Source organism: Streptomyces sp. Edi2 (genome assembly GCF_040253635.1).
Taxonomy (GTDB): Bacteria; Actinomycetota; Actinomycetes; order Streptomycetales; family Streptomycetaceae; genus Streptomyces.
Window position 1 is genome coordinate 5,885,993 of sequence record NZ_JBEJGX010000003.1, and the last position, 22,988, is coordinate 5,908,980.

The 22,988-nt window shown below is 69.9% G+C and carries 23 protein-coding genes and 2 pseudogenes; 9 read left to right on the forward strand and 16 right to left on the reverse strand.

Going from position 1 to position 22,988, the window contains the following annotated elements; all coding sequences use genetic code 11:
• Window positions 1-173: 173 nt before the first annotated feature.
• The 7 genes and pseudogenes from ABR737_RS29390 to ABR737_RS29420 all read right to left on the reverse strand — a co-directional run bounded on the left by ABR737_RS29390 (window position 174) and on the right by ABR737_RS29420 (window position 7,124).
• Window positions 174-2,306: a SpoIIE family protein phosphatase gene (locus ABR737_RS29390; protein ID WP_502964520.1), complete on the reverse strand. Its 2,133-nt coding sequence runs from the start codon at window positions 2,304-2,306 to the stop codon at window positions 174-176.
• Between the two features lie 522 nt (window positions 2,307-2,828).
• Window positions 2,829-3,512: a class I SAM-dependent DNA methyltransferase gene (locus tag ABR737_RS29395; protein ID WP_350253577.1), complete on the reverse strand. Its 684-nt coding sequence runs from the start codon at window positions 3,510-3,512 to the stop codon at window positions 2,829-2,831.
• A 211-nt stretch (window positions 3,513-3,723) separates the two neighbouring features.
• Window positions 3,724-4,467: a cytidylyl-2-hydroxypropylphosphonate hydrolase gene (gene fomD / locus ABR737_RS29400; protein ID WP_502964398.1), complete on the reverse strand. Its 744-nt coding sequence runs from the start codon at window positions 4,465-4,467 to the stop codon at window positions 3,724-3,726.
• Between the two features lie 178 nt (window positions 4,468-4,645).
• Entirely contained in the window at window positions 4,646-6,058 is a 1,413-nt protein-coding gene (locus ABR737_RS29405; protein WP_350253579.1) for a class II fumarate hydratase, read from the reverse strand.
• A 52-nt stretch (window positions 6,059-6,110) separates the two neighbouring features.
• A complete protein-coding gene (locus ABR737_RS29410; RefSeq protein WP_350253581.1) occupies window positions 6,111-6,332 on the reverse strand; it encodes a DUF397 domain-containing protein in 222 nt (73 codons plus the stop codon).
• Window positions 6,333-6,414: 82 nt separating this feature from the next.
• Window positions 6,415-6,879, reverse strand: a pseudogene (locus ABR737_RS29415) (DUF5753 domain-containing protein); the annotation flags it as partial.
• Window positions 6,783-7,124, reverse strand: coding sequence for a helix-turn-helix domain-containing protein (locus ABR737_RS29420; RefSeq protein ID WP_350256967.1), 342 nt, complete (start codon window positions 7,122-7,124; stop codon window positions 6,783-6,785). The gene ABR737_RS29420 and the pseudogene ABR737_RS29415, both read right to left, overlap by 97 nt.
• 493 nt (window positions 7,125-7,617) lie before the next feature.
• On the opposite strand from ABR737_RS29420, the gene ABR737_RS29425 reads away from it, so the two are divergent.
• From ABR737_RS29425 to ABR737_RS29450, 6 genes are all read left to right on the forward strand, one after another.
• The gene (locus ABR737_RS29425; protein ID WP_350253583.1) at window positions 7,618-7,821 is read left to right on the forward strand and encodes a hypothetical protein; all 204 of its coding nucleotides are present in this window, start codon (window positions 7,618-7,620) and stop codon (window positions 7,819-7,821) included.
• Between the two features lie 60 nt (window positions 7,822-7,881).
• Window positions 7,882-8,355 carry a nuclear transport factor 2 family protein gene (locus tag ABR737_RS29430; protein ID WP_350253585.1) on the forward strand — a complete coding sequence of 158 codons (474 nt, stop codon included), beginning with the start codon at window positions 7,882-7,884 and terminating at the stop codon, window positions 8,353-8,355.
• Window positions 8,356-8,645: 290 nt separating this feature from the next.
• Window positions 8,646-9,143: a hypothetical protein gene (locus tag ABR737_RS29435; protein WP_350256968.1), complete on the forward strand. Its 498-nt coding sequence runs from the start codon at window positions 8,646-8,648 to the stop codon at window positions 9,141-9,143.
• A 1,079-nt stretch (window positions 9,144-10,222) separates the two neighbouring features.
• Window positions 10,223-10,939, forward strand: a complete 717-nt coding sequence (locus ABR737_RS29440; protein WP_350253587.1) for a hypothetical protein — start codon at window positions 10,223-10,225, stop codon at window positions 10,937-10,939.
• Entirely contained in the window at window positions 10,936-11,628 is a 693-nt protein-coding gene (locus ABR737_RS29445; protein WP_350253589.1) for a DUF4166 domain-containing protein, read from the forward strand. The genes ABR737_RS29440 and ABR737_RS29445 overlap by 4 nt, the downstream gene beginning before the upstream one ends.
• Window positions 11,625-12,287 carry a TetR/AcrR family transcriptional regulator gene (locus ABR737_RS29450; RefSeq protein ID WP_350253590.1) on the forward strand — a complete coding sequence of 221 codons (663 nt, stop codon included), beginning with the start codon at window positions 11,625-11,627 and terminating at the stop codon, window positions 12,285-12,287. Before ABR737_RS29445 ends, ABR737_RS29450 begins: the two co-directional genes overlap by 4 nt.
• A gap of 43 nt (window positions 12,288-12,330) precedes the next feature.
• Here the strand turns inward: ABR737_RS29450 and ABR737_RS29455 are convergent, their stop codons facing one another.
• The 5 genes and pseudogenes from ABR737_RS29455 to ABR737_RS29475 form a co-directional block, all read right to left on the reverse strand.
• Window positions 12,331-12,645 (reverse strand): DUF1330 domain-containing protein, encoded by a 315-nt coding sequence (locus tag ABR737_RS29455; protein WP_350253592.1) that lies wholly within the window; start codon window positions 12,643-12,645, stop codon window positions 12,331-12,333.
• A 330-nt stretch (window positions 12,646-12,975) separates the two neighbouring features.
• On the reverse strand, window positions 12,976-13,161 hold the full coding sequence (locus ABR737_RS29460; RefSeq protein ID WP_350253594.1) for a hypothetical protein: 186 nt from the start codon (window positions 13,159-13,161) through the stop codon (window positions 12,976-12,978).
• Between the two features lie 834 nt (window positions 13,162-13,995).
• Window positions 13,996-14,508, reverse strand: a complete 513-nt coding sequence (locus ABR737_RS29465; protein ID WP_350253596.1) for a Scr1 family TA system antitoxin-like transcriptional regulator — start codon at window positions 14,506-14,508, stop codon at window positions 13,996-13,998.
• A pseudogene (locus ABR737_RS29470) lies at window positions 14,505-14,648 on the reverse strand (DUF6879 family protein); the annotation flags it as partial. The pseudogene ABR737_RS29470 and the gene ABR737_RS29465, both read right to left, overlap by 4 nt.
• 266 nt (window positions 14,649-14,914) lie before the next feature.
• Window positions 14,915-16,588 (reverse strand): fumarate hydratase, encoded by a 1,674-nt coding sequence (locus ABR737_RS29475; protein ID WP_350253598.1) that lies wholly within the window; start codon window positions 16,586-16,588, stop codon window positions 14,915-14,917.
• A gap of 167 nt (window positions 16,589-16,755) precedes the next feature.
• On the opposite strand from ABR737_RS29475, the gene ABR737_RS29480 reads away from it, so the two are divergent.
• Window positions 16,756-17,643 (forward strand): DUF1707 SHOCT-like domain-containing protein, encoded by an 888-nt coding sequence (locus tag ABR737_RS29480; RefSeq protein WP_502964399.1) that lies wholly within the window; start codon window positions 16,756-16,758, stop codon window positions 17,641-17,643.
• 340 nt (window positions 17,644-17,983) lie between these two features.
• Window positions 17,984-18,343 carry a WhiB family transcriptional regulator gene (locus tag ABR737_RS29485; protein WP_088799725.1) on the forward strand — a complete coding sequence of 120 codons (360 nt, stop codon included), beginning with the start codon at window positions 17,984-17,986 and terminating at the stop codon, window positions 18,341-18,343.
• 135 nt (window positions 18,344-18,478) lie between these two features.
• Here the strand turns inward: ABR737_RS29485 and glpX are convergent, their stop codons facing one another.
• Window positions 18,479-19,510: a class II fructose-bisphosphatase gene (glpX, locus tag ABR737_RS29490; RefSeq protein WP_350253600.1), complete on the reverse strand. Its 1,032-nt coding sequence runs from the start codon at window positions 19,508-19,510 to the stop codon at window positions 18,479-18,481.
• 236 nt (window positions 19,511-19,746) lie between these two features.
• On the opposite strand from glpX, the gene ABR737_RS29495 reads away from it, so the two are divergent.
• Complete coding sequence (locus tag ABR737_RS29495; RefSeq protein ID WP_350256970.1) at window positions 19,747-20,283, forward strand: DUF4245 domain-containing protein; 537 nt, start codon at window positions 19,747-19,749, stop codon at window positions 20,281-20,283.
• Between the two features lie 189 nt (window positions 20,284-20,472).
• Here the strand turns inward: ABR737_RS29495 and ABR737_RS29500 are convergent, their stop codons facing one another.
• The 3 genes from ABR737_RS29500 to xseA form a co-directional block, all read right to left on the reverse strand.
• Window positions 20,473-21,066, reverse strand: a complete 594-nt coding sequence (locus tag ABR737_RS29500; RefSeq protein ID WP_350253602.1) for a malonic semialdehyde reductase — start codon at window positions 21,064-21,066, stop codon at window positions 20,473-20,475.
• A 271-nt stretch (window positions 21,067-21,337) separates the two neighbouring features.
• Window positions 21,338-21,634 (reverse strand): exodeoxyribonuclease VII small subunit, encoded by a 297-nt coding sequence (locus tag ABR737_RS29505; RefSeq protein ID WP_350253604.1) that lies wholly within the window; start codon window positions 21,632-21,634, stop codon window positions 21,338-21,340.
• Window positions 21,635-21,663: 29 nt separating this feature from the next.
• Window positions 21,664-22,899, reverse strand: a complete 1,236-nt coding sequence (gene xseA / locus ABR737_RS29510; protein WP_350253606.1) for an exodeoxyribonuclease VII large subunit — start codon at window positions 22,897-22,899, stop codon at window positions 21,664-21,666.
• Between the last annotated feature and the right edge of the window lie 89 nt (window positions 22,900-22,988).

Here is a 22,988-nt window from a genome sequence, read left to right on the forward strand (position 1 = left end):
CTCCTGTTTCGACGACTGGGAGTAGGGGTCGGTCAGTCCCGAATTGGGCGAGTCAGTCCCTTACATCCACCCAAGCAGTCAACTACCCCGACGGCACGTCGGCAAGAGTTGGACCCCGTCCGATCTCAGACGGGGTCCAACATATGGGACGGGCGGCCGGGGCCCGCGCGACGTCAGCGGCGCAGCGCCGCCGGAGGCATCGACAGCTCGAACCAGACGACCTTTCCCATGCTCAGACGGGTCGCGCCCCAGCGCCGTGCCATCCGGTTGACGAGGTAGAGGCCGCGCCCGCCCTCGTCCGACGGCCGGGCCTGACGCAGCCGCGGAAGCTGCGGAACGTCGTCACCCACCTCGCAGCGCAGTACGTCCGTTCGCAGCAACCGCAGGGTGATCGGCCGCTCCGCGTACCGCACGGCATTCGTCACCACCTCGCTGACCAGCAGCTCCAGCTGGTCGGTCAGCTCCTCCAGACCCCAGCGCGCCAGCGCCCGCCGGGCCAGCCTGCGGGCCTGCCCGGCCGTCTGGGCCTTCGGATCCAGATACCAGTACGCGACATCGCTCGGCGCGATCCCGTCGAACCGGGCCGCCAGCAGCGCGATGTCGTCATCGCGGTCGCCGGGGCCCAGCATGTCCAGCACCTCGTCGCACATCGGCTCCAGCGGCGGCGGGTTGGGACCCGTCAACCGGGCCGTCTCCGCCAGCCGCTCCCGCAGCTGCTCGATCCCGGTCCATACGTCCCGGATCCGCGACTCGACCAGGCCGTCCGTATAGAGGACCAGCGTGGCGCCCGCCGGGGCGTCCAGCTCTACCGCCTCGAAGTCCACCCCGCCGACGCCGATCGGCGCGCCCGACGGCACCCGCAGCACCTCGGCACGCCCGCCGCGGTGCAGCATCACCGGCGGCGGATGGCCCGCGTTGGCGATGGTGATCCGGTGCGCGACCGGGTCGTAGACCGCGTACACGCAGGTCGCCATCCGGTCCGTACCCAGCCGCTGGGCCTGCTCGTCGAGATGGTGCAAGACCTCCTGCGGCGGCAGGTCCAGCCCCGCCAGCGTCTGCGCGGTCGTGCGCAGCTGCCCCATGATCGCGGCCGAGGTCATCGAGTGCCCCATGACATCGCCGACCACCAGCGCCACCCGGCTGCCCGGCAGCGGGATCGCGTCGTACCAGTCGCCGCCCACCCGCGCGGTCTCGGCGGCCGGCAGATAGCGGCTGGCCAGCCGGACCCCGGTCGGCTGCGGCAGCGAGTCCGGCAGCATCGTGCGCTGCAGCGCATCGGCGATGTACGCCTCACGGCCGTAGAGCACCGCCTTGTCCACGCCCAGCGCGGTGTGCGTCGCCAACTGCGCGGCCACCAGCAGATCGTCCGGCTCGAACGCCGGGCGGTCCGGGCGGCGCAGGAACACCGCCGCGCCGATCACCCGGCGGCGGCCGCGCAGCGGCGCCAGGATCACCCGGTGGCCGCTGGGCAGCCGCGGATCCGGACCCAGCAGTTCCGGCAGCGCCGTCCGCGCCGCCTGCGCCTCGCCGAACAGCGGCCGTACGCCCCGCAGTACCTCGGCCAGCGGGCCGCCGGGCTCCACCTCGGCCAGCTCCGCCGCGCTGCCGCCCATCGCCGGGCCCAGATCGGGCTGCGCGGGCAGCACCGGCAGCCGGCCGCCGTTGGTGTCCGGCTCCTCCGGGATCCGGTCGGTACGGCGCAGCCGCAGCACCACCGGGCCGGTCGGGCGCTCGTCGCCCACCGGCAGCGGATCGCGCAGATAGACGAGGATGGCGTCGGCGAACGTCGGCACCGTCGCCCGGCACAGCCCGAGCACGATCTCGTCGAGGTCGATACCGCGGGCGATCCGCCGCGTCGCCGCCCCGATGAAGCGCAGCCGGTCGCCGCCGGCCTGCCGGGCCGCGGCCACCTCACTGCTCTCGCCCGGATGCGCCGAGCGGGCCGGAGGAGCGGCCGGCGGGTCCTGTGGCGGTTCGGCCTGACCGGGCACCGGGGCCGCGGTGGCCTCCCCGGCCGCCGGGTGCGAGGCCTCACCGTGGGCGCCCGGGCCGGCGGACCGTCCGCCGTGCGGCGCCGGCGACTGGCCCGGCACCGTCCCGCCCGGCCCGCCGCCGGCCGGGCCGCTGCCCTCCCGCGGCCGCCCGACGCCCTCGCCGTCGTGCCGCGGGCGCTGCCCGTGGTGCGGCTCCCCGCCCGGCTCCGGCGCCTCGGCGCGGCCCACCGCGCCCTGCGCCACCCGCCGTGCGGCACGGGCCGTCTCCCGCCCCGCGTCCGCTGCCCCGCCCGGCCGTCCTCCCGCAGGCATGGCCACCTTCCCGTACGTGTCGCCGTATGCCTCCCCGTACGGGTGCGAAACGTCCCGTGCGGTGGCATGCCCGCCGCTGTGAGCGGCGCTGTGATCACTGGTGCGCCCGCCGGTGTGGCCCGCGGCGGCGCCGTCCGCGTCCGCCGACGGGTCCCGCCGCGCCGCGCCGTGGTCCACGGGCGGCTCGCCGCCGCGTGGACCGGAAGAGGCCGTGACGGCGACACCGGCGAGGCCTATGTCGTCACCGCCGCGTACCGCGAACCCGGCGCCGGGCGACGGGGCGAACCCCGCCGCGGGCTGCTGCAGGGAGCTGCGCGGGTCGGGGACCGCGCCGAACGGCGCCGTCCGGGCCGGCCCCCGGGCAGGGGACGCCGAGGGCGCGGCGGTCGAGGCCGACCGCCGCGATTCGTGGGAGGTGGGGTGCTCCGTCACGCGTGGGATTCCATCCGTCCGGGGCTGTGCGCGAAACGCGCCGCGTTGCGAGCGCGCCGCCCGTACGGGACGCGCCGAACGCGCTGCGTGTCAGGCGCGTCGCAGGTGCAGAAAGAGCTGGATCTCGGGTGGTACGTCCGTGCTCGACGGGGCGTATGCGTAGGCATCCTCCCCGACGACGTCGAAACCCGCGTCGTGCACGACCCGGCGCAGGTCGTCCCGCAGGTAACCCGATACCCGGACCGAGTTGCCCAGGAACGGAATGGTGAAGTCGTCCACATCCGCCTCGACCATGGACAGGGCGAGCAGCCCCTCGGGACGTAGCAGATCATGGAGCATGCCCAGTGCGTAAGGGATTTCCGCACGGGGCAGCATCAGAAGGGAAAAATAAGCGGCGATACCGTCGAAAGAGCCGGGTCCGCCGAGCCGGCCGCGGCGCAGATCGGCGATGTCCAGCCGGTGGAAGTCGGCGTCCGGGACGTTCTCCCGGGCCAGTGCGACCATCGAGGGGGAGAGGTCGATTCCCACGACGCGGTGTCCGGCGTCCGAGAGCTGACGGGCCGTCGGCAGGCCCGTACCGCATCCGAGATCCAGGATGCGTGAGCCGGCGGTGAGGGTGTCGCCCAGCCAGGTGCCCGAGGCGAGCTGGCCCTCCTTGTGCGGGAAGGCGACGTCGTACCGGTCGCCGATGGCGTCGAACGCCTCGGCCTGGCCGGCCCGGTCCAGTGCTAACCGGTTGAGCCCCTCGTATCCGTCGTAGTGAGTTGCACTCACGACCTCGCGCCTCCTGCGACCGCAGTCAAGTTCGTTTTCCTGTTCTGGAGTTGCGCCTGTGCAGTCTTGCGGAGGACGATCCTACGTTTGAAGACCCGGGGCGCAGCAAGGGGGCTCGGCCCCGCTCCTCGCCCCGCAGGAAACAGCATTGCCCATAGGCGCAGCTTCCCACGGTTCGCCCCCTTCACTCGTGTGGTTTCACTTCACTCCCTCACGACCGCAAACGATCCGGTGCGCGGTCCCAGTTCTCCGGAAGCCGGGGAACGTCCCAGGCCGGGTCGGGCCGCCAGTCCTCCCAGCCGTCCGCGTACGGCTCACGCCAGGCCGTGATCTGTGCGATCGCGGCCCGGCCCGCCGATCTGACCTCGGCGGCCTGTGCGCCGGTCATCAGCCCGTCCCGCTGCGCCTGCGCGAACTCGTCCTCGTCCCGCCACTCCCAGTGCCGGTCCGGATAGACACAGATGTCGAGAAAGTGGTCCTCGGAGTCAATACCGCCCGCCCAACGGCGGCGCGGCTCCTCCAGATTGACGTACCAGTTCTTGAACTGCCAGTCGCGTTCCCAGAACAGCCACACCGACCAGGGGTCACCGGGCCGGGCCAGCTTCAGCACACCGGTGCCGAACCACTGGTCGTGGCTGGTCCGGCGAGGTTTGGTGTAACGGGTGGACAGCGGCTCGCGGTGCACCGGTGTGCCGTCGGCGAGCACCGGCTTGATGCAGGACGTACCCGGTGCCATCCACACCGCGAGCAGTTCGTCGGTGTCCTGGACAACGGTCATCGGACGGCAGATGTGGAACCGTCCGGCGTCGGCATTGTCGCGGTAGCGCCAGAGGATGTGGTCCCCCGGCGCCCAGTGTGACGTTTCCGCCGCACCGCCCGCCGCCCGTTCCGCCCCGGCCGTCCCGCGTCCGCCGGGCGTCTCGCCTTCCGTCGTGTCCACCATGTCCGCTGTCATGCGCAGATCTTAGTTGCGCGGCAGGGAGCGCGCCGTGACATGAGACGCACCGGGCGTTACGGGCATGATAATGGGGCCGCCCCACGGAACCCCCGCCACAGCAGGGGCGTTGGCGCGGGTGGGATCGGGTGAGGGCCGGGCTCAGGTCCGGATGGGGCTCAGGTTACGGGCGGCGGGCTCAGGGCCGCGTCATCCGCAGCACGTCCAGCGCCTCGTCCAACTGCTCCTCGCTCAGCAGCCCCCGCTCGACATAGCCGCCCTCCAGGACCACCTCGCGGATGGTCTTCCGCTCGGCGAGCGACTTCTTGGCGACCTTTGCCGCCTCCTCGTACCCGAGGTACTTGTTGAGCGGAGTGACGACCGACGGCGACGACTCCGCGTACTCCCGGGCGCGTTCCGCGTTCGCGGTGATCCCGTCGACCGTACGGTCCGCCAGCAGCCGGGAGACATTGGCCAGCAGCCGCACCGACTCCAGCACGTTCTTCCCGATCACCGGCAGCATCACATTCAGCTCGAAGTTGCCGGCCGCCCCGGCTGCCGCCACCGTCGCGTCATTGCCGGTGACCTGCGCCGCAACCATCAGCACCGCCTCCGGGATCACCGGGTTGACCTTCCCCGGCATGATCGACGAGCCCGGCTGCAGATCCGGCAGCGCGATCTCCGCGAGCCCGGTGCGCGGCCCGGACGCCATCCACCGCAGATCGTTGGCGATCTTCGTCAGCCCGACCCCGATCGTCCGCAGCTGACCACTCGTCTCGACGATCCCGTCGCGCGCCCCCTGCGCCTCGAAGTGATCGCGCGCCTCGGTCAGCGGCAGTCCCGTCGCCCGCGCCACCTCGGCAATGACCGCGGCCGGGAACCCGGGCGGGGTGTTGATCCCGGTCCCCACCGCCGTGCCGCCCAGCGGCAGTTCCGCCAGCCGCGGCAGCGATGCCCGCAGCCGCTCGACGCCGTAGCGCACCTGCGCGGCATAGCCGCCGAACTCCTGCCCCAGCGTCACCGGCGTCGCGTCCATCAGATGCGTCCGCCCCGACTTCACGACCTCGGCGAACTCCTCCGCCTTGCGCTCCAGCGCCTCCGCCAGACGCTCCAGCGCCGGAATCAGATCGTTGAGCACCGCCGACGTCGCCGCGATATGAATCGAGGACGGAAAGACGTCATTGGACGACTGACTGGCGTTGACATGGTCGTTGGGATGGACCTCCTGGCCCAGCCGTTCGCTCGCCAGCGTCGCGATGACCTCGTTGGTGTTCATGTTCGACGACGTCCCGGACCCGGTCTGGAACACGTCAACGGGGAAGTGGTCGTCCCACTGGCCCTCCGCGACGGCCGTGGCGGCCTCCTGCACGGCCTCCGCGATGTCCTTGTCCAGCACCCCCAGCTCGCCGTTCACCTTGGCCGCCGCGCCCTTGATCCGGGCCAGTGCCTCGATGTGCGCCCGCTCCAGCCGCTGCCCCGAGACCGGAAAGTTCTCCACCGCACGCTGCGTCTGCGCCCGCCATTTCGCATACGCGGGCACCCGCACCTCCCCCATGGAGTCGTGCTCGGTCCGAAAGCCGCCGGAGTCGCCGAATGCGCCGTTGTCACTCATACCTATGTCAGTGCCCGGGAACGGCAATCTGTTCCCGGACACCGTTCCGATGTCACCTGCCTGCGGGGTGCTCGCCCTGCAGGCCCGCTATGAAGGCGGCCCAGGCGTGGTGGGGGATGAGCAGGGCGGGGCCGTCGGCGTTCTTGCTGTCACGGACGGGGACGAGGGCGGGGTAGCCGTCGGCTACCTCTACGCAGTCGCCACCCTCCTTGTTGCTGTAACTGGACTTGCGCCAGGCGGCGGCGCTCAGGTCGGGACGGGAGGTGCTCAGCACGATATGTGCCCTCCATCGCGGATCGGATCATGTCGAGCGACATGTTCGGCGGTAGGGCCAGAGCCCGGACATGATCGTAGGTGGCTGCGAAGGACTCCACTTCCTCTGGCTCTTCAATGAGCTGCCCGCACTCGGAACTCTCCGCGTAGGCGCAATCGGGGGCGTCACGCAGAGACAGCACCGTCATGGACCCCTCCACAGCGCCGTGCACCCCGCTGCTGAACGGCAGGATCTGAACGGCGATGCGAGGGTCGTCGGCGGTTTCCAGCAGCCGTGCAAGCTGCTCCCGCAGCACGTCCGGGCTGCCGACGGGCCGCATGAGAATGGCTTCATCGAGAACAACCCACAACTCGGGCCGATCCGGTCGACGTAGCAGCCGCCTTTGGCGCCCGAGCCGGGACGCCAGTCGCTCCTCCAACTGATCAGGCGTCTTGAGTGTGCGACCGACACTCAGCACTGCACGGGCGTAGTCCGCGGTCTGCAGCAGACCGGGCACGACTGACGCAGCGAACTGCCGGATGACCAGAGCCCGTTCCGAGCGTTCCATGAAGGCTTTGCCCAGTCAGGGTAGGTCTCGCGGTAGACGTGCGGCCACAACTCCGTCAACAGCTCGTCGCCGCCCACGGCCTTGTCCAGGGATCGTGTCAGCTCCAGAGTCGGCTTGGCGCCGGTGGTCCGTTCGAGCTGGTTGATCCGGGTGGGGTGCGTATGCGTCCGGTGGCCCAGCTGAGTCTGCGTGAGACCGGCATTCAGACGCAGTCTGCGCAGGCGAGTGGCGAAGAGCGCCGCCATCGATGCCGAGGAATCAATTTCTTTGGCCACAGCCTCACTTCCGTCCTTACGGCGGCGGGAGTAAGGCGCTACCCCCTTTCGCAGCGTATGCCGCAGGGCAACGATGTGAACACGGAAAGTGACGATCCGCTCGAAGGTGGGGCGGACGGCAAGAGGCCCCGGCGGTCGCGCGAACGACCCCGGGGCGTGGTCAACGCCGCGAAATACACAGGAGCGTCAACATGGTTCAGCCTATTTGCCGTTGCCTTGCGTGGGTGCGAGCTTTACTCATCCCGCGAGCGCCGGGCCGGCACCGGGCAGCCGCGCCCTCTCCGTGCTGCGGCCCGGTGGCCGTCCGCACGGTCCTCGTACGGCCGTGGAGCCCGCCGCCGCTGCCGGGCCGGGGGTGCCGTCGCAGGCCCATGGAGCCACCGCTGGATGGCGACGCGTCACCTCTCGTCCGCCCCTACTACGCCGCGTACGAGCGGCAGCCGCAGCCGGCCGAGGTGGTCTGGTGAGCGCCGGCCGTACGCCACCGGGTACGTCGGAGCCGCCCCGGCAGTCCCTGATGACCCTGCGGGTCTACACCGCGACTCCCGGCGGCATCGTGAAGGAGGAGCGGACGCCGGTCCATGTCGTGGCCGGTGACCGGTCCGACCTCTACGGGCTCAGCCAGGCCTGGCCGCCCTGCGCCTGCCCGCGTCATCGCGAGCGGTAGCGCCACCGCCCGCCCGCAAACCCGTGGTGGCGGTGCGTCCGGCGCTGGTACCAAGTGGGAATGGAAAGCCAAGCGCTTGACCCCATGGAATGCCTGCTCGCCGAGCGGGCCTGCGAGCGTCTGATCGTCGAGTTCGTCCGCCGGCTCGACCTCGGGGACCCGGGATCGGTGGCGGACCTGTTCACCCCCGACGGGGTCTGGGAGTGGCCGTACGACGACCGCCGGGTGCAGGGACGCGACGCGCTCCGCGCCTACTTCGGCTCCCGGCCCGCGGACCGGCTGTCGCGCCGTATGTGCACCAACATCCTGGTCACCGTCACCTCTTCGGCGACGGCCACCGCCACCACCTACTTCGCCACCTACCGGGTCGACGGCTACCAGGACGGCATGGTGCCGCCCCGGCCCCCGGCCCAAGTGGGGCACTACGAGGACACCTTCCGCAAGGCCGACGGCGCCTGGCTCCTCGCCACCCGGACCACGTTCCTGCCCTTCGCCGGCCCGACGGAACGGCTCGGGGGCGCTGACGGGGCGTGAGGGGGACGGGGCCTGAGGGGGGACGGGGCGTGCAGGTCGACGAGGCGTGCGGGCACGGCCGGAATGATCGGCCCAAACCAACCCGAACGGTTTATGTCTGTCCACGGCCGGGACGCCGGGTATGCGAGATTACGCAATTACGCGAAATTCATCCGGTTTCATGGGGTCGACCTCGTTAAGGAATCCTCATTCCCAGTAAACTCATTGCGTGCATATAGCCACGCTGGTAGCGTCCTTCCCACAAAGATCAACACACTTCAGAGTGTTATTGGGGGATTGACTTCGTGAGCATGCGAAGCAAGGGGATCTCGACCGCGATCGCCTTCGCCATGACCGGCGCAATGTGTGGCATCAGCGCGCAGACGGCAAATGCAGCTTCGGGGGAAGGCGAAGGGGGTGCGGCCGTCGCGCGGACGGCCACAGAAGCACAGATTCACGCTGCCGGCGTCGATGAAATCTGCGCAGTTCTGGGGATCGGCAGTGGCGCGGCAGGCCTTACCAAGGCGCTGGCCAAGGGAGCTTCGTGGGTAGGCATCGGCGCCAGCGTGGGGTGCTATGCGTACACAAAGGCGAAGGAAGCCACGCCCGCGCAAAAGCGGGCAGCCATGATCAAGTCGTACAAGAACTACCAGGCGAAGAGTGACCTCGGGAAGCTCGAGGCGCTTGGTTATTCTTGCCGCAAGGAGGGTGGCGGCGGCGGTGGCGGCACCGACTTCGCCTCCTTCGCGGGGTACCGGGACATCAAAATGAAGGGCGTCACCTACAAGTGCGGCAACATCCGGGACTGACCGGTCGCCGTGCCCCGGGCCATGGAGAGCGGTGCCTGCTCTCCATGGCCCTGGCCGTAGTGGGCTTGCTGTGGTTCACGCAGGACATGGCCCCGTGGGCCACCGCATTGTGCGGGGCCGGTGCGGCTGTGGGAGTGCTGGGAGCGCTCTACTTCGGGTGGCGTTACATTCGCTCCCGCGGGGACTCGCGATAGCGGCGCTCTGGTCGCCGCTTGACGCTCCACGTAATCCGCCTTGACGTCATCGGAAATATCGAACCGCCGAACCGCCGAACCGCCGAACCGCCGAACCGCCGAACCGCCGAACCGTCGAACCGGGCTAAGGATCTGGTCAAGGTCTCCGACGGGTGGTGGACGGCGGGCGATGGGTAGCCGATTGGTATTCCCTGGCCCACCTTGCACGGCTTGCTTGCCTTGCTTGCGGATAAGAAAGTACCGCGAGGTGACAGCTTCAGCTTTCTCCCTCTCTCCCTGGATGCTTTCCTTAGCGCCCGGGGTGCGGCCCCCTGCTCTTTCCTGCGCATTATCCGTACTCGCCCATCGCTCGTAGAGGCACGTTCTTCTGATGGGCCCTTGTTGGCGAGGGGCGGAATTCTGATTTCCAGGCTTCGTTGTCATCCGCCGGCTGAGTCTCTTCGGCGGGAAACGCCCGGTAGGTCACATCCACCGGACAGCCGCGTTCGCCGGGTCCGCGGTGGTCGTCCAGGTCTCCAGCTGGACCGCCTCTCGCTGGAAAGTGCCGCACAGTTCGCCGGTATTTCTTAGTCGCCGTGTTTTCGTGTGGCGGGAATTTGTAGGCAGCGATCGCGCGGCCTCGCACCGCTGACGGCTCTCGGGTTCCTGTGAGACCCAAGGGGCCCCATGCGCGCCCACTTGCCACACCCGATGCCCACACCTGAGGCCCCCGCCCGGCACCCACGCCTGACGCCCGAGTCGGCCATTCCCACCTCCCCTCCAACACCCCACCCCCCAACCTCCCCTCGGTCTTCCGAAGCACCGCCACCGCCTTGAGCGACTGCTCAAAACGCTCTACGCTGCGTTTTGAGCAGTCGCTCAAACTCGTGGGATGGGGGAAGCCGCATGGGGCTGTACGTGGAGGCGCGGATCCGCGCCGGGATCGACGACGTATGGGACCGCAGCCAGCTGCCGGACCAGCATCAGCGCTGGGACCTGAGATTCAGTGAGATCGACTACCTGCCGTGCGTGCCGGGGGAGCCACAGCACTTCCGCTACGCCACCCGCGTCCTGCCGTTGCTCACGGTCGACGGCACCGGCGTCTCGGCCGGTGAGCGGAACCGGCCCGACGGCACCCGGACTTCCGCCCTTCGTTTCTTCTCCGCACACCCGCTGTCGCTCATCGAGGAGGGCCGCGGGTACTGGCGGTACGTCCCGGACGGCGACGCACTGCGGTTCCTCACCGGATACGACTACCGGCCGCGCTGGGGGCGTTTCGGACGGGTCGTCGACCGGCTCCTCTTCCGGCCGCTCATGGGCTGGGCGACCGCCTGGTCCTTCGACCGGCTGCGGCTGTGGTGCGAACGCGGGATCACCCCCGAGCGGTCGCTGCGCCACGCCCTCGCCGAACTGGCCGTCCGTATCGCCGCAGTCGTCGCCACCGCTGGGGCCGTGGCCCCCGTCTCCGCACTCGCCGTGGCAGGCGCCGCGCTGCTGCTGCCGCCGCTGCCCACCACCCCCGCGGCCCGCCGCTGTCTGCGCCGCCCTCCCGAGCGGGCAGCCGGACGCAGCGAGAGCGCTGCCGCCCCGACCGCCCTCCTCACCACCCTGGAGCAGTCATGACCTCGATGACGACCTCGATATTCCAGCGCGCCCTGGGCGCCGACTTCGACCGCCTTCACCCGCACATCCGGCGGCGCTTCTCCGTCGGGTTCGGTAGCGGTGAGGCGTGCATCGGGCGGGGCACGATGGACCGGATCTGGCACGGCCGCAGCTTCGTCCGCCCGTTCCTGGCCCTCGGGGGCAGCCGCAACATCCTCGTCCCGCAGGCCGGCCGGGACATCCCCTTCGTCATCGAGAATGTCCCGTACACGGACTCCTTCGGCCGCGAAACCGTCACCTTCGTGCGGACCTTCTCCTTCCCGCGCCGCCCCCGCCGCTTCGACGCCACCATGGTCTTCAGCCCCGAGCGCGGCTGCGTCGTCGACTACCTCGGCACCCACCAGCACCTCGCCACCGATCTGCACTTCACCGTGGACGACAGCGGGGCCCTGATCATCCGCTCCGGCGAGCACCGCTTCCGGGAGGGGCCGGTCGACGTCCGGGTGCCGGACCTGATCGGGGGCGACGCCGTGGTGCGGGAGTCGTACGACGAGGCGGCCGGGCGGTTCCGTATCCAGGTGCGGGTCGGCAACCGGCGGTTCGGCCCGCTCTTCGGCTACGAGGGGTCCTTCACCGCCGAGTTCGTGAACGTCGCCGAGCGCGGTGTCCGCGCCGGGCTGCGGCCGGTGCGCGAGGAGGCCCGGGCGTGAGCGCCGACACCCGTACGAAACTGCTCGCCGGTGCGCTGCGGACGCTCACCGAACAGGGCCTCGCCAAGACCTCGGCCCGCACCATCGCCGCCACCGCCGGAGTCAACCAGGCCCTGGTCTTCTACCACTTCGGAAGTGTCGACGAACTCCTCGCCGCCGCCTGCCAATACGGGGCGGAACAGCGCGTCGCGCACTACCGCGAACGCTTCGCCCGGGTCGGCAGCGTCGCCGAACTCCTCGAGCTGGGCCGGGAACTGCATACCGAGGAGCGCGCCGCCGGCCATGTCGCCGTCCTCGCCCAGCTCCTGGCCGGCGCCCAGACCCAGCCCCGCCTCGCCCCCGCGACCGCCGCCGGACTCGGCTCGTGGATCGAGGAGATCGAAACGGTGCTGGCCCGGGTACTGGCCGGGACGCCGATCGCCGCCTTCGTGGACGTCGCGGGCCTCTCACGGGCGCTCGCTGCGGGCTTCGTCGGCCTGGAACTGTACGAGGGCGTGGACCCGGACGGGGCACTGGCGGCCCTGGACGCCCTGGAGCAACTGTCAGGCCTGGTCGGCGTACTGGAGGACCTGGGCCCGGTCGCCCAGCGGGCCGTACGGGCCCGGCTGCGGCGCAGTACGGGGCGGCGGGGTCGGAACGACCCGCGTTCAGGCGCGTGACCGGCCGGCATCGTCCCGGGGCCCACTGGAAGGTGCCTGCCCGCTATTCGGGCTTTCCTTCTCCGGGATTCCCTCCGACGAAGAGCATGCGCAGCTCCATCGCCCCCTTGCGTGCCACCTTTGCCTCCTCGTACTCGGCGGAGGCGTACCACTCCTTGAGCCGGCCCATGTCCGGGAACTCGACGACGGTCGCCACCCGGGAGGACGGCCACGCCGCCCCCTCCGCGACCTCGGGCACAGCGCCCTGCACGAGGTAGCGGCCGCCGTAGAGCTGGATGGACGGCTCGGCCAGCGCCCGGTAGTCGAGCGCACGCTCCGTGTCCCACACCTCGGCATCAACGATCACATAAGCAGGCATGTGTCCTCCATAGCGTCGGAAGCTGGCGGCGGCCGCCCCGTCGGGGACCGCACCAACAGCAAACCCAGTCCGCCACCGTCACTCCGTCCCCCCTCCGGGGCTACCTCTCCACATCGGTTTACTCACCAACTCAGCTGGCTCATCCGCCATTCCTCGATGTGTGAGCCTTACCGGGGCGCCCGCACCCTGGTGGCCAGGGCGCGGGCTTCGTCGGACCGCTGAACTCGGCGCAGATCGGTGAGCTGCGGTCGTACTCAGCCGGCCCCGTCCGTCTGCCATGGGGATCGACGGACGGGGCCGATTCAGTCAGCCGCCGTGGCGGTCAGGCATCTACTTGCCGTCACCGCCCTGCGGGGCGGGGTCGCGCGGAGCCTCCGGCGGCAACGGCCCGCCGTCGTGCTTCCCCCCGTCGTCCTCGGCGGTCACCAGGTCGCGGGGGTGCCGGAAGGGGACACCGCGCCAACCTTCGGCATCGGGCGTCCGCGTCTCGTACACGTCGACAGAAGCAGCGCTCATCGACCAACCTCCTCTTTCGTGAGCGGACATGCCGCCGCACTGTCGTGGGCATGGGGCCCGTGATTCTCAGGGATTCGCATGGATTCGCAGGGAATCTCTCCTGCGGTGAGGTCACCCGCCCCGGACGTTCGACCTGTCCAGGGCTTCCACCCTCCGGGGCGGGCGGGGCTCTGCGGCCCAGGAACGCCTTCACCACCGGATCGGCTCAAGGGCCCCGCCGGAGCAGGCGGGGCACGGCACCTTGAATGTGTTACCGCACGTATCGCACCCCTCGAAGCCACAGCATCCCGGACACCAAATGCGGCGGGTAGCGATGCAAAATCCGCAGTAATTTGTGAAAGCCACCTGGGGTGCACTCTTCGCCTCTGTCGGCCGTTTACGCCGTACCCGCAGACCGGCGTGGTCGAGGGAGGCTTTGGCGGTGGTCATGGACCTTTCCGACCAGCGGCCTTGCGCTGCGGATGCGCCGCCAGTTCCACATTGCGATCGGACGCCGCCGAGAAGTCGCCTCTGGCCCGTGCCTCTGCACGTTGCTTCACCAACACGGCACAGACGTCGCATCCCTCGGCCGGCTCGGGAGGGTCAGGCGGGACCGGCAGGTGAACGGGCCGTCCCATGGTTGTCTTTGCGTCGCTCATTGCTGGATGCCTCCCCGGTTCGTCTGCTCGGTAACAAGAAATGGTCTACCGGGGTTGCGGCTGATGTGCCGTTCAGTCGCGTATTCGACTAAAGATCACGAACGACAGGTCGCCGCCCAATCGGCCAGTTTTGCTCGCGCCGGTTCTCCGAATAGCGCGCAGTCCTCATAGCGTGTGAAGTCGTCCAGATAGCTTTTCACGTCTCGAGCATCACGAAGTACAAGGCTCCCGGATAGAGAATCGCTTGCCTTTCCAGCTTTCCGGCCACTGCCTTACTCGTGTCCACTGGAGAATTGGCCAGGCTGGCTCGTGCATATTCGGGGGTGGCCAGCAGGCCGGTAATCATCGAAAGCAGAAAGTAGCGCATGTGAGTACAGGAAGATTCGAGTGCTTTGAGTTCCGCTTGCCGTGTGCCCAGCCCTTTACGGCGCAGCTCGCGAAGGTTGCGCCATTCCGTATTGGCGATCCTGGCCAGACCGGACACTTCTGCAACCACTTCGGGGGTAGCGTCCAGCGCTTTGAGGATCTGTTCTATATCGACAAGGGAGGGACGTACCTTCGCATTCTCGATGCGGCTCACCTTGGACTGCGAGATGTTGCAACGCGCAGCGAGCCGGTCCCCTGAGAGACCGGCCTTCTTGCGCAGTTCTTTCAGTTTGGCAGCCAGGTCCTGCGTGGACCGGTCCAACTGTTCTGGCTCGAACGTCACTCCTTCACGTACTCCAGGAACGGAACGGACTCGGCCACCGCGATCCGCTGATATTCGATGAACGGTGCCGGATCTCCCTCATACACTTCGCGGCTGATCTGAGTACCATCCGCCTCGTAGTGCATGAGTACGACGATGGACTCAGACATGCGAAACCCCCTGTTTCATGGCCCCAGTTGGGCCGGTGCCAACGACGGTACGAGGGTGAAGCCGATGCGTCCATGCACTCTCGCGACTATGCGCGTCTTCGCATAAACCGGGTCTGGGGAAGGCTGTGGCGCGGTCGGTTCGGTGTCTCAAGGCCGGTTTCCGGTGAGCCCGTGCGGGCGCAATGGGGACAGGTATGGCAAGAGCCCCCGACGAAACGTCAGGGGCTCTGTAATGGACTGCCGGTGGGGCCGGGGGATCAGCTTCCCTGGCGCACCGGAATGCTCGTGAACGTGGGTGCCGGGGCCGGGTCCTGGAAGAAGTCGTTGCCCTTGTCGTCGACGACGATGAAGGCGGGGAAGTTCTCGACCTCGATCTTCCAGACGGCTTCCATGCCGAGCTCCTCGTACTCCAGGACCTCGACCTTCTTGATGCAGTCCTGGGCCAGGCGCGCGGCCGGGCCGCCGATGGAGCCGAGGTAGAAGCCGCCGTGCGCGGCGCAGGCGTCGGTGACCTGCTGGGAGCGGTTGCCCTTGGCCAGCATGACCTTGGAGCCGCCGGCCGCCTGGAACTGCTCGACGTAGGCGTCCATCCGGCCGGCCGTGGTCGGGCCGAAGGAGCCAGAGGCGTAGCCCTCGGGGGTCTTGGCCGGGCCCGCGTAGTAGACCGGATGGTCCTTGAGGTACTGCGGCATCTCGTCGCCGGCGTCCAGCCGCTCCTTGATCTTCGCGTGGGCGATGTCGCGGGCGACGACCAGGGTGCCGGTGAGGGAGAGACGGGTCTTGACCGGGTGCTTGGTGAGCTCGGCCAGGACGTCGTCCATGGGGCGGTTGAGGTCGATGGCGACCGCGTCGAGGTCGGGGCCGGCGCCCTCGGTCAGCTCCTCGTGCGTCGTCTCCGGGAGGAAGCGGGCCGGGTCGGTCTCCAGCTGCTCCAGGAAGACGCCCTCGGCGGTGATCTTCGCGACGGCCTGGCGGTCCGCGGAGCAGGAGACGGCGATGGCGACCGGGCAGGACGCGCCGTGGCGGGGCAGGCGGACGACGCGGACGTCGTGGCAGAAGTACTTGCCGCCGAACTGGGCGCCGATGCCGATCTTCTGCGTCAGCTCGAAGACCTTCTCCTCCAGCTCCTTGTCGCGGAAGCCGTGGCCGGTGGGCGAGCCCTCGGCGGGCAGCTCGTCGAGGTAGTGCGCGGAGGCGTACTTGGCGGTCTTCATCGCGTACTCGGCACTGGTGCCGCCGACGACGATCGCCAGGTGGTACGGCGGGCAGGCGGCGGTGCCGAGCGAACGGATCTTCTGCTCCAGGAACTTCATCATGGAGGCCTCGTTGAGGACCGCCTTGGTCTCCTGGAAGAGGAAGGACTTGTTGGCGCTGCCGCCGCCCTTGGCCATGAAGAGGAACTTGTAGGCGCCGCCGTCGGTCGCGTACAGCTCGATCTGGGCCGGGAGGTTGGAGCCGGTGTTCTTCTCGTCCCACATCGTCAGCGGGGCCATCTGCGAGTACCGCAGGTTCAGCTGGGTGTAGGCGTCGTAGATGCCGCGGGAGAGTGCTTCCTCGTCGCCGCCCTCGGTCAGGACCTGCTGGCCGCGCTTGCCCATCACGATCGCGGTGCCGGTGTCCTGGCACATGGGCAGGACACCCGCGGCGGCGATGTTGGCGTTCTTCAGCAGGTCGAGCGCGACGAAGCGGTCGTTGGCGCTGGCCTCGGGGTCGTCCAGGATCTTGCGGAGCTGGGCGAGGTGATCCGGGCGCAGATAGTGCGAAATGTCGTGCATCGCCTCGGCGGCCAGCTTGCGCAGCGCCTCCGGCTCGACCTTGAGGAACGTCCGTCCGTCGGCCTCGAAGGTGCTCACGCCCTCCGAAGTGACGAGGCGGTACGGGGTGGTGTCCTCACCTACGGGGAGAAGGTCGGTGTAGGCGAATTCCGGCATCGAAGGTCATTCCTTACTCGGAGAGGTCCGGCTGGCATCTACGGCAGCGCCTCCACAGCGTAGAACCCCGGGGCGCGGACGCCGCTGTGAGGTCAGGCTCAGTCGGCGGGAGAGCCGTCCTTGCCGATCCCTGGTCGCGATCTATCGCGTTTCGGTACGCTGAGTCCGTGGATGCAGACAACGGGGGACGACCGGGCCCCGAGAACCCGCCCGGACCGCTTCAGAAGCAGGACGAGCGGCAGGGGCGCCAGCCGGTGAACATGACCAAGCCGGTGTCCGCGCCGGCCACCGCGCCGCACGCGCCGCCCGCGGTGGCCGAGGGGGACATCCGGGCGTCCGACGCCGACCGGGACAGGGTCGCCGAGATCCTTCGCGAGGCGCTGGCCGAGGGCCGGCTGGACCCGGAGGAGCACGCCGAGCGGATCGACACCGTCTACCGCGCCAAGACTCTGGGCGAACTGGAGCCCGTCGTACGGGATCTGCCCGCGGCGGGCACAGGGCGCGGGCAGCCGGGCCCGGACGCGTACGTCTACGGGCCCCGCGCCCCGATTCCGGACCAGAACCTGGTCGCGATCTTCAGCGCCTCCGTCCGCAAGGGCAGGTGGCAGGCCCCCGCGCGGATCAACGCCTTCGCGCTCTTCGGCAGCGTCGAGATCGATCTCACCGAGGCGGTCTTCCCGCAGCAGCAGGTCCAGATCAATGTCACGGCCGTCTTCGGCAGTGTGGAGATCCGGGTCCCGGAGAACATCACCCTGCGCAGCAGCGGCTCCGGCGTGCTGGGCAGCTTCGAGGTCGAGTCGCATGACTCCGAGGACGCCGACGCCCCGCAGGTCGTGGTCAACGGCTATGCCGTACTGGGCAGCGTGGAGGCCAAGCCCAAGCGCGGCGCCTGGATCCGCGATCTGCGCGACCGGGTGTGGGAGGAGCACCGGGCACTCCGCCACGAGCTGCGCGAGGAGCGGCGTGAACGGCACCACCAGCTGCGCCACGACCGCCAGGAGTGGCAGGAACGGCTGCGCTCCGCACGGCGCGAGCGCCGGGACCGGTTCCGGTAGGGGCGCGGGAGGGCCCGGGAGGCCGCTGGACTGCGGGTAGGGAGAAGCAGCGGCAGAGCGCGGGTACCCCGAGGCGGGGCCACGCGCCCGCGGGACGCGTACGGCGATCGCTCACCGCCCGTGCGCGGGTGCCCTGTTGAGGCGGCGTGGAGGGGCGCGGAGGCGGCGCCGCCCGCGATTGTCTCGTTGTCGCACGATCGCCACGGTGTGCATAAGCGTGCGTACAGCGGGTAGGGCTGGTGCATCGTCTCTCGTACGGCTGCGGGGTGCGGAAATCGGCCGTGCGCAGCGAGACGGGCAAGGGTGATTCTCGCGCCGAAGCCGTCGTCAGGAGTAGACCGTGCTGCTACCGCATCAGCCCCTGCAGGATGCCGCTGTCGTTCCGTCCCAGCAAGTGCCTGATCGCGACGAGGCCGGTCCCTGGCATTCGGAGGCGGTGTGCCGCCGGGACGAAGCCGGGCTGTTCTTCGCCCCGTCCAAGGAGCCGACCGCCGCGCGGCTGGCCAGGGAAGAGGCCGCGAAGCGGGTCTGCGCCCGCTGTCCCGTGATGGTCGAATGCCGGGAGCATGCGCTGCTCCAGCCGGAGCCGTACGGCGTCTGGGGCGGTCTGACCGCGGCCGAGCGCCGGGTCGTGCTGACCCGGCGGCGGCGCCGGGAGGCCGAGCTCCAGCGAGCCGCCCATATGCCTGCGGCCGGGTAGCCGGCCGCGCAAGGCTTCGGCCCGTAGCACGCACCCCAGGGCGTATGGGCCACTTCGCCCCCGCCGGAGCGTCTCCGGCGGGGGCGAAGTGTGTGGACGGGCGGGCCGGCTGCACGGGCCGGCCGCCCCATCCCGCTAGCTGGGGCGCTCGAAGTCCACCGAGCTGTAGGCACGCAGCTTGGACAGCCGGTGCTGGGAATCGATCTGGCGGATGGTGCCGGACTTGGAGCGCATCACCAGGGACTGGGTGTAGGCGTTCTCGGCGCGGTAGCGCACGCCGCGCAGCAGTTCGCCGTCGGTGATGCCGGTGGCGACGAAGAAGACGTTGTCGCCGCGGACCAGGTCGCCGATCTCCAGCACCTTGTCCAGGTCGTGCCCGGCGTCCAGCGCCCGCTGCCGCTCCTCGTCGTCCTTGGGCCACAGCTTGCCCTGGAAGGCGCCGCCCAGACACTTCAGCGCACAGGCAGCGATGATGCCCTCGGGCGTACCGCCGATGCCCAGCAGCAGGTCCACGCCGGTGCCCTCACGAGCCGCCATGATCGCGCCGGCGACATCGCCGTCGGCGATGAACTTGATCCGGGCCCCGGCCTCCCGGACCTCCTTGACCAGGCCCTCGTGGCGGGGCCGGTCCAGGATGACCACGGTGACGTCCTCGACCGCGGACTTCTTCGCCTTCGCGATCCGCTTGATGTTCACGGCCACCGGCGCCGTGATGTCGACGAAGTCCGCCGCCTCGGGGCCCGTGGCGAGCTTGTCCATGTAGAAGACCGCGGACGGGTCGAACATCGAGCCGCGCTCGGCCACCGCCATCACGGACACGGCGTTCGCCATGCCCTTGGCGGTCAGCGTCGTCCCGTCCACCGGGTCCACGGCCACGTCGCACTCCGCGCCGGTGCCGTCTCCCACGCGCTCGCCGTTGTAGAGCATCGGGGCGTTGTCCTTCTCGCCCTCCCCGATGACCACGACGCCGTTCATCGAGACGGTGTGGATCAGGGCGCGCATGGCCTTCACCGCCGCGCCGTCCGCGCCGTTCTTGTCACCTCGCCCCACCCAGCGACCCGATGCCATGGCACCGGCCTCGGTGACCCGGACGAGTTCCAGGGCGAGGTTGCGGTCCGGCGCCTCGGGGCTGACCTCGAGTGGGGACGGGAGATGATGCTCGCTCATCGAGCGCACCTTTCTGAACGGCGACGGCCGTGAAGGAATGAGGGTGGCTGTGCGGGGGTGCGGGGGGTTTCCCCCGGAGGTTCACAGTATCTCCAGGCCGCCAAAATGAGCAGAGGGCCCTACGCATGAGCAGCATCGGGGGCCCCGGTCACCTGGGTGTTTGCAGGGTGACGGGCTTTGCCGGGGGGCCTGTCGGGGCCGCGGCGGGGATGGGGGACCATAGGGGCGTGGCAGGTATGCGAGGCAGGCAAACGGTGCGGGACATGGTCCTGTCGCTGGCGGTGATCGGCATCCTCGTCGGGGCGATCTATCTCTTCATCCCGCACGACGAGGGCGCGGACGCGGCGAGGAACGCGGTCAAGAAGGTCGACTACCGCGTCGAACTGATCACGGCCCGGCGGGCGGCGCCCTACCCGGTCGCCGCGCCCGAGGGGCTGCCCAAGACCTGGCGTGCCACCTCCGTCTCGTACAAGGCGAGCGAGGACGGCAAGGGCGGTGCCTGGCATCTGGGCATGCTCGACCCGGAGCAGGAGTACGCGGCCGTCGAGCAGAGCGACGCCACGCCGCGGAAGTTCATAAAGGACGTCACGCTCGGCGCGACCAAGGCCGAGGGCAAGCAGGCCGTCGGCAGCAAGAAGTGGGACCGCTACAAGGGCGACAAGTACAACGCGCTGGTCCGGGAGGAGCCCGGGGTGACCACGGTCGTCACCGGCACCGCGCCCTACGGGCGGCTCGCCGACCTGGCCGCCGCGCTGGTGGCGAAGAAGAGCTGAGCGGCGAAGAGCTGCGCGGCGCGGCCGCCGAGCAGGAGACCGCTGAGGCCGCCGCACCCGGGAGGGGTGCGGCGGCCTCGTGCGTGGGGCGGGCGGGGTGTCCTGCGGCGTCGCGCCGTGCGACTGCCGCGGGTTCCCCATGGGGTTCCCGTGGCGCCTCCCGGAGGGGGCTCCCGGCGGGGGGCCCGCTCAGACGGTGGCGACGGCCTCGTCGAAGGTCAGCCGCGGGGAGCGCGGGAAGAACGCGTCGGCGCCCGGCTTGCCGATGTTGATGATGAGGAACGACTTCTGCTTGCCGTCGCCGAAGAACTCCTTGTCGACGCCGGTGAAGTCGAAGCCGGTCATCGGGCCCGCGGCCAGGCCGGCGGCGCGGATGCCGACGATGAAGTAACCGGCCTGGAGGGTGGCGTTCTGGGTCCCGGCGACCTCGCGGCGCGCGGCCTCGGAGAAGAAGGTGTCCTTGATGCCCGGGGCGTGCGGGAAGAGCTGCGGCAGCTTCTCGTGGAAGTCCAGGTCCACGGAGAGGATCGCGGTCAGCGGCGCGCCGAGGGTCTTCGGGCCGTTGGCGCCCATGGCGTGGTTGACCAGGCGCTCACGGGCCTCCTGGGAACGGACCAGGGTTATCCGCAGCGGCGACTGGTTGAAGGCGGTCGGGCCGAACTTCACCAGGTCGTAGATGGCCTGGACCTGCTCGTCCGTCACCGGCTCGTCCGTGAACGTGTTGGCGGTCTGGGCCTCCCGGAACAGGAGGTCCTGAGCGGCGGCGTCAAGGGCGAGAGACATAAAGGCACCTCGGTGAGTGAGCTGGGTTCGGGTTCTGTGGCACTGCAGACAGTAGTGATCATGCACGTACTACAGGGGTCGTACGGCAAAGCACTGTAGTTCAGATAGATTAAGATTCAACTAAAAGAGGGTGCTGTGAGGCGGTTCACAGGGGTGTGCCTCGTTCTGTGCTTCGCTCTTGCGGCTTTTGTGACGGTGAGGGGCGGCGGTCGGGGTCTCTCCCGGTGCGCTCCGCCGCTCTGCATCCTCCGCCGCTCTGCGCGCTCCGGCGCTATGCGCGCTCCGCCTCCGGCTCGTCCGGCGACTCCGCCAGCGCCGCGTCCAGCCGTGCCCGTGCGCCGTCCAGCCAGCGCCGGCAGACCTTCGCCAGTGCCTCGCCGCGCTCCCACAGCGCGAGCGACTCCTCCAGGGTCGTGCCGCCCGCCTCCAGGCTGCGGACGACCTCGATCAGCTCGTCCCGCGCCTGCTCATAGCCCAGCGTGGAGTCCACCGACTCCACCTGGGTCCCGGCGCCGGCCGCCGCACCCTGCTCCGTGTCCGCCGCGCCATCCGTCTTCGCCTTCGCCATGTCTCCCACCCTAAGAGTCTGCCTTTGCACTATTCGGGGGGTGTGACCGCGCCCGGGACGCCGTCCACCCGCACCCTGAACCCGCCCTCGGCCACCCGGGCCTGCAACGCCTCGTCCGCGCCGACCTCGTCCGGTGAGCGCACCGCCGTGCCGTCCGGCTTCTGGAGCACCGCATAGCCGCGCTCCAGCGTCGCCTTGGGGGAGAGCGCGACGACCCGGGCCAGGGTGTGCGTCAGCTCCGAGTCGGCGCGGTCCAGCAGGTGACCCAGGGTCCGCCGGCCCCGCTCCAGCAGCGCCGTGACCTGCTCCTCGCGGTCCTCGACCATCCGCTGCGGCCGTTGTATGCACGGCCGCTGCAGCGCCGAAGCGAGCCCCCGTTCCTCCCGCTGCAGAAAGCCGTCCACGGCGCGCAGCGCCCGGTCCCGCAGCTGCTGGACCCGGGCCAGCTCCTCGCCGACGTCCGGCACCACCTTCTTCGCCGCGTCCGTCGGCGTCGAGGCACGCAGATCGGCGACCAGGTCCAGCAGCGGGGAGTCCGGCTCGTGCCCGATCGCCGAGACGACGGGGGTCACGGCCGCGCTCACGGCCCGGACGAGCTGTTCGTCGGAGAACGGCAGCAGGTCCTCCACGCTGCCGCCGCCCCGCGCGACGATGATCACGTCCACCTCGGGCAGCGCGTCCAGCTCCTGGACCGCCGCGACCACCTGCGGGACCGCATGTACCCCCTGCACCGGCACATTGCGCACCGCGAAACGGACGGCCGGCCAGCGGTGCCGGGCGTTCTCCAGGACGTCCCGCTCGGCGGCGCTCGCCCGGCCGCAGACCAGCCCGATCAGCTGCGGCAGGAAGGGCAGCGGCTTCTTGCGATCCGCGGCGAACAGCCCCTCCGCCGCCAGCGACTTCTTCAACTGCTCCAGCCGGGCGAGGAGTTCACCGACCCCGACCGGTTTGATCTCCGCGGCCCGCAGTGACAGCTGGCCGCGCGGGGCGTACCACTCGGGCTTGGCGTGCACCACCACCCGGGCGCCCTCGCTCACCACGTCGGCGACCTTGTCGAAGACCTGGCGGTAGCACGTCACGCTCACCGAGATGTCGTACGACGGGTCGCGCAGCGTCAGAAAGACCACCCCCGCGCCGGGGCGCCGCGAGAGCTGGGTGATCTGCCCCTCGACCCACACCGCGCCGAGCCGGTCGATCCAACCGCCGATGAGCCGGGACACCTCGCCGACCGGGATCGGCGTTTCCGGGGACGTAGAAACAGCCATACGAGCGAGACTAGCGGCGGGCACCGACAGTGGCGGCACGCTCGCACGGTACGTGGCCCGGCAGGCCGTACCCCGCCTGCCGGTACGGG

What these genes read in the sequence shown, in the direction of transcription:
- ABR737_RS29405 (WP_350253579.1), bottom strand. Translation starts at nt 6,058, where the DNA reads ATGAGTGACAACGGCGCATTCGGCGACTCCGGCGGCTTTCGGACCGAG.
- glpX (WP_350253600.1), bottom strand. Translation starts at nt 19,510, where the DNA reads ATGAGCGAGCATCATCTCCCGTCCCCACTCGAGGTCAGCCCCGAGGCG.
- ABR737_RS29445 (WP_350253589.1), top strand. Translation starts at nt 10,936, where the DNA reads ATGACCTCGATGACGACCTCGATATTCCAGCGCGCCCTGGGCGCCGAC.
- ABR737_RS29460 (WP_350253594.1), bottom strand. Translation starts at nt 13,161, where the DNA reads ATGAGCGCTGCTTCTGTCGACGTGTACGAGACGCGGACGCCCGATGCC.
- ABR737_RS29455 (WP_350253592.1), bottom strand. Translation starts at nt 12,645, where the DNA reads ATGCCTGCTTATGTGATCGTTGATGCCGAGGTGTGGGACACGGAGCGT.
- xseA (WP_350253606.1), bottom strand. Translation starts at nt 22,899, where the DNA reads ATGGCTGTTTCTACGTCCCCGGAAACGCCGATCCCGGTCGGCGAGGTG.
- ABR737_RS29500 (WP_350253602.1), bottom strand. Translation starts at nt 21,066, where the DNA reads ATGTCTCTCGCCCTTGACGCCGCCGCTCAGGACCTCCTGTTCCGGGAG.
- ABR737_RS29435 (WP_350256968.1), top strand. Translation starts at nt 8,646, where the DNA reads ATGCGAAGCAAGGGGATCTCGACCGCGATCGCCTTCGCCATGACCGGC.
- ABR737_RS29420 (WP_350256967.1), bottom strand. Translation starts at nt 7,124, where the DNA reads ATGGCGGCGCTCTTCGCCACTCGCCTGCGCAGACTGCGTCTGAATGCC.
- ABR737_RS29505 (WP_350253604.1), bottom strand. Translation starts at nt 21,634, where the DNA reads ATGGCGAAGGCGAAGACGGATGGCGCGGCGGACACGGAGCAGGGTGCG.
- ABR737_RS29440 (WP_350253587.1), top strand. Translation starts at nt 10,223, where the DNA reads ATGGGGCTGTACGTGGAGGCGCGGATCCGCGCCGGGATCGACGACGTA.
- fomD (WP_502964398.1), bottom strand. Translation starts at nt 4,467, where the DNA reads ATGACAGCGGACATGGTGGACACGACGGAAGGCGAGACGCCCGGCGGA.
- ABR737_RS29430 (WP_350253585.1), top strand. Translation starts at nt 7,882, where the DNA reads ATGGAAAGCCAAGCGCTTGACCCCATGGAATGCCTGCTCGCCGAGCGG.
- ABR737_RS29475 (WP_350253598.1), bottom strand. Translation starts at nt 16,588, where the DNA reads ATGCCGGAATTCGCCTACACCGACCTTCTCCCCGTAGGTGAGGACACC.
- ABR737_RS29390 (WP_502964520.1), bottom strand. Translation starts at nt 2,306, where the DNA reads ATGCCTGCGGGAGGACGGCCGGGCGGGGCAGCGGACGCGGGGCGGGAG.
- ABR737_RS29495 (WP_350256970.1), top strand. Translation starts at nt 19,747, where the DNA reads ATGCGAGGCAGGCAAACGGTGCGGGACATGGTCCTGTCGCTGGCGGTG.